The organism is Spirulina sp. 06S082, from assembly GCF_034932145.1.
Classification (GTDB): domain Bacteria; phylum Cyanobacteriota; class Cyanobacteriia; order Cyanobacteriales; family Spirulinaceae; genus CCY15215.
On record NZ_JAYGHV010000221.1, the window covers coordinates 1 to 4,532 of the forward strand.

General features: G+C 47.7%; 5 protein-coding genes. 1 reads left to right on the forward strand and 4 read right to left on the reverse strand.

What is annotated here, in order from left to right; all coding sequences use genetic code 11:
• Positions 1-25: 25 nt before the first annotated feature.
• From VB714_RS14670 to VB714_RS14680, 3 genes are all read right to left on the reverse strand, one after another.
• Positions 26-637, reverse strand: coding sequence for a DUF3318 domain-containing protein (locus VB714_RS14670; protein ID WP_323225356.1), 612 nt, complete (start codon positions 635-637; stop codon positions 26-28).
• 94 nt (positions 638-731) lie between these two features.
• Complete coding sequence (locus VB714_RS14675) at positions 732-1,511, reverse strand: hypothetical protein (protein WP_323225357.1); 780 nt, start codon at positions 1,509-1,511, stop codon at positions 732-734.
• Positions 1,512-1,567: 56 nt separating this feature from the next.
• Positions 1,568-2,995 (reverse strand): NupC/NupG family nucleoside CNT transporter, encoded by a 1,428-nt coding sequence (locus VB714_RS14680; protein ID WP_323225359.1) that lies wholly within the window; start codon positions 2,993-2,995, stop codon positions 1,568-1,570.
• A gap of 204 nt (positions 2,996-3,199) precedes the next feature.
• Between VB714_RS14680 and VB714_RS14685 the strand changes: the two genes are divergently transcribed.
• Positions 3,200-4,090, forward strand: coding sequence for a hypothetical protein (locus VB714_RS14685; protein WP_323225360.1), 891 nt, complete (start codon positions 3,200-3,202; stop codon positions 4,088-4,090).
• Between the two features lie 19 nt (positions 4,091-4,109).
• Here the strand turns inward: VB714_RS14685 and VB714_RS14690 are convergent.
• The coding region (locus VB714_RS14690) for a DUF4915 domain-containing protein (RefSeq protein ID WP_323225362.1) at positions 4,110-4,532 on the reverse strand (423 nt) is incomplete at its 5' end.

Here is a 4,532-nt window from a genome sequence, read left to right on the forward strand (position 1 = left end):
CTCCCCACACTCCCCACACTCCCCACTACTCCTCTCTCAAACCTTGAGGGACTCTAACCGAGGAAAGATTGGCGATTCCCCGTAAATTTTGAGTGCGAATCAATTCGTTAAACGTCAAACTAGAACGCCCTTCTAGCTTCACTGTGCCTTCAATTCCCATTAATAGGTGTTGTGCTGCTTCCGTCTCGCTATACCCTCGTCGGGTCGCCACTTGAATCGCCTCTTCGTCAACATCAATCTCTCGCTTTGTGCCGCGATACCCGCGCCATAGGTGACGCAAGGCGATCGCACTTAGCCCTCCAGCGACAACAACTCCAGTTAGATCGCCTTGACTAAATTCCGCGATCGTTCCCACCAAACCGATCGCGGCCAAGCCTTGATAAACATCCGGTTTAAACCATTGCACTCCTGTCAACCAAACCACCGATCGCAGCAGTAGCAAATCTCGCTCTTGCCTTTTTAATTGTTGCCATAGGTCAAAATTGAGATAAATTGGTCGAGCCTTCCGCTTCCAAGGTAAGGGAAACTCCATGTCAATCACCTTAGTTTGTTGGGGTTTGCTGACAATCTGACAATACATTCGCCCGGAAGCAGGCATCAACTCTTTCAAGCGCTGAATTTCAACATCTGGGTTCATTTCCACGAACAATTATCAATGAACAATTATTAATCTCCGTAGGGGTTTGGTCTCCAAACCCTCTTACTCCAAACTAGGGCGCAAGCATTTGCCCCTACTCCTCACTCCCTTTTAAAGTAGGTTCTAGAGTCGAGTAAACCGCATCAATTTGTGCCGATGCGCTTTCTGTGGCTGCGATCGCCAAAATGACCAAGCGACCGGGAACTTGACGAGAAAGTAAAATACCTTTCATAGGGGTGCGATCTTTTCCCATGGTTAAAGCGCCTTGCCAAGGCAGCATCGCCCCTCCCAATTCGCTCTCTACGGCTTCATACGCCCCCGTTACGATGCCTTCTCCTCGGTTGAAGGTATCGATCGCCACCTGGGATAATGCCCATTCTCGCAGGGGCGCATCCGCAGCACGGGGACGCACGGCGACAGTATAAGCCAGTTGACCGTCAGGAGATTCAAACAAAGGCACTCCCGTGATGACAGATTGATTAAATCCCTCAATAATCCCGACTTGAAAGCGATCGCTAGGGTCTTGATAGGGTTTTTCTGAAAGAGGTAAAGCAGATTGAGTAACGGGATCTGCTTCTGGAGTGGGGGTTTCTGTTGGAGAAGGCGTTACTTCTGGAGTTGGCGTTTCCGTTGGAGAAGGTGTTGTTTCTGGAGTTGGCGTTTCCGTTGGAGAAGGCGTTGCTTCTGGAGTTGGCGTTTCCGTTGGAGAAGGTGTTGTTTCTGGAGTTGGTGTTTCCGTTGGAGAAGGCGTTTGCGCCTGCACGATCGCCCCAGAATGGGGTTGTTTCGCAAATTGTAGAGGTTGTCCGTAGGCGATCGCAGCAATGGCCACGACCAAGGCCAAACCGATGAACCAAAAGCGATTAATTTTCATTAGCTAGTAACGGGTAACGGGTAACGGGTGACTCATCTAAATTAAAGTTGACTAAATTAAAGTCCTAGAGCGCCAGGCTGACCAAAATAGAAGACTCCCGCAACGGCTCCCGTCATGAGAGTAGCGAGAGTTGCTCCCCATAATGCCTTAAAACCGAGGGTTGAGATTTCCTGCCGCCGTTCGGGGACTAAAGCCGATAATCCTCCTACAAAGATGCCATAGGACGCAAAATGAGCAAAGCCGCAGAGAACATAACTGACAATAATCAAAGCGCGAGGGCTGAGAGTGCCTTCGGTTGAAAATTTACTCAAAGCAAGATAGGGGGGGATGCTCGTCTCAAATAATCGTCGTCCGATCAGGACTGAAGATTGCCAGAGTTCGTTAAGGTCGAGGGAAACACCAGTTAAAAAAGTGAGAGGAAAGAATAAAACCCCAAGAATGTTGGGAATGGTAATAAACTGAAATAATTGCCCAATGGGACGCAGCAAAGTATATTCCGCTTCGCTCAATCCGGCTAAACCGGCAAACATTATATTGACCAATTCCAGCAAACCGAGGATAGCAATCAAAACTGCGGCGATCGCCACTGCCATTTTCACCCCATCTAATGCTCCCACAATTAGACTATCTACGGGATTGAGTTTAGGGACTGACTCATCTTCAACTTCTTCGGGAATACTTCCCATAGTTTCCGGTTCCCCCGTTTCTGGGACGAGGAGTTTGGAAATAACAAAACAAGCGGGAATTGTGAGAATAGAAGCAGAGACCAAATGCCCCGTAATGGAGGGAAACTGAGCTTTGAGGAGTCCAGCATACAAGGCGAGAACAGAAGAAGCGATCGAGCCGAAACAACTGGTTAAAATGGCACAAAGTTCGCTGCGAGTCATCTTGGGCAAAAAGGGTTTAACCGCTAAAGCGGACTCGATCCCCACAAAAATATTAGCTGCCCCCGCTAGGGATTCTGCGCCGCTAATTTTCATGGTTCTTTGGAATAACCAGGCAAACCATTTCACCACCGGCTGAATGACGTGCAGTCGATAGAGCAAACTCACCAAACCCGCAAAGAAAATAACCTGGGGAAGAGCGCGGAAAGCGAGAATATAGCCCATGCTGAGGTTATCGGGACTGAGGCGATCGCCAGGAATGCCCACGTAGGGATCTCCCAGAGTCCTCGCCAACCAACGTCCGGCGGGGCCTGGACCCACCATGCGACTCGGGTCGGGAACAATAATCGAACTCTCCCCACCAAATAAAAATCTCGCCCCTGCTTCTGAAGCGTCTAAAACCGGGTTGAGGAGATTATTAATCAATTCGACAGCTTGAGCGCCGACGACAAAGACAAAAAGACCAATAATAAGTTGCAGTCCGATCCCGAAAACAAGCACATTCCAAGGAATGACGCGGCGGTTTTCCGACCCCAACCAAGCCACAGCACAGAGTCCAAAAATACCAAAAAATGAGATGACATTTAGGATAAGATCCACAGGATTTTCCCCTTGTAATGTTAAATTTGCTTCCTTCGCTTTCCGTCCAACCCGAAAAACGGCACAAAATGAATACTTGTCATCCTACCCTATGACGGGAATACAAATTTTGCCAATGGGATGTTTTTGAGATTAGATCGAGAAGATTCTCGGTAATCGCTAACATATTGTAAACAGCGATCGCCTCGGGCGAAACTTACCTAATTGTCTCATCTCCAATCTTTCATGCTCAAATCGTCTTTAATCCCTTGCGAGTGGTGTAACGCAAAGCCTTTTCTCTTACTATCTGCGCTATTTATTACCCCCCATGCCCATGCGAGTCCTAGTAATATGCCTGTTGTTGTTCTCCCTGCTGAATATGTTGCTTCATCCCGGCCTGCTTTGCAAGTTTCGGATACTGCCCCGGAAGTGCTTCCTCCTGAAGTACCTACAGATCCCCTCAATAGTAATTATCCGGTTCCTTGGAATTGGGTTATGGCAACTTATGCGGACTTGAAAGAAAATCCTCATCCCGAACCTCGCTATTATCGCAGTCCTGCTTTAATTTCTCCAGATGGCCTTTATGCTGCCTACAGTCGTATTGCCATGCAGGTTCAAGAACAACTTTTTGGCAGCCGTGTCAGCAGTGTTATGTTTTTGGAAAATCTACAAACGGGAGAATTACAAACAATTACTGCTTCTTCTCCTTTAGCGGCGGATTCTTTGGGAGGACAGGGACAAAACCAAGCGGGGGCTATTTCTATTCTTATTCCTGTTTCTTGGTCGAAGGAAGGCGATCGCCTTCTGGCCAGACAATTTGAAGGTTTATTTAGTGCTTCGGATGCTTCGGATTATGCGGTAGTTTGGAATCGTAACACTAAAATTACCCATACCATTGCCCCAATTAGCGTTCAATATACGAATGCAGTTTTACTCGGTTGGAGTACCCTTTACCCCGAACAAGTTCTCTTTCAAGCCGGCTTATTGGGGGAGGAAAACTGGCCGCTTTGGGCGGTTAATCTTGACAGTCAAACCACCCAAGCCAATGACGATAAACCTATTGTTTACGGTCGATTTCAACAACCGGCTTGGACGGGTCCCCAGGCAAGATGGTAAGGATAATTTCTTTGAGATTCTAGGAGGAGATAAAGGGGAAAACTTCTCCTTGCTGTGGTGCTTTTTTAATGGTTTCTTGAGTATTGTCGGGCTGACTTTTCCTTTTCTCGCGAGTCTTCATTGTGGGGGCAATGGTAATCCATTTGCAAATTTCATCGGTCATAAAACCTAATGCCATGGGACGACGAATTTGAGGGATAATTTGTACGTCATAAAGTTCTGTGACTACTCCTTCCATTTGCATCCAGTGGTCAATATTCCCCGTGTCCAAGTTAATAAACATGAGACCGCAACCAGGTGCCGCATTTTTCGCTGCCAGCAGATCGTCTAAAGGTAAACCTGTAAACATCCGATCGCCTCTGGGTTTGGAAAGACCGACGATCGCCCATTTGTCCCAAAAGGCCAACCCTCGTAAATAGCCTGGACAAAAGGCGATCGCGTG

What these genes read in the sequence shown, in the direction of transcription:
- VB714_RS14670 (WP_323225356.1), bottom strand. Translation starts at nt 637, where the DNA reads ATGAACCCAGATGTTGAAATTCAGCGCTTGAAAGAGTTGATGCCTGCT.
- VB714_RS14675 (WP_323225357.1), bottom strand. Translation starts at nt 1,511, where the DNA reads ATGAAAATTAATCGCTTTTGGTTCATCGGTTTGGCCTTGGTCGTGGCC.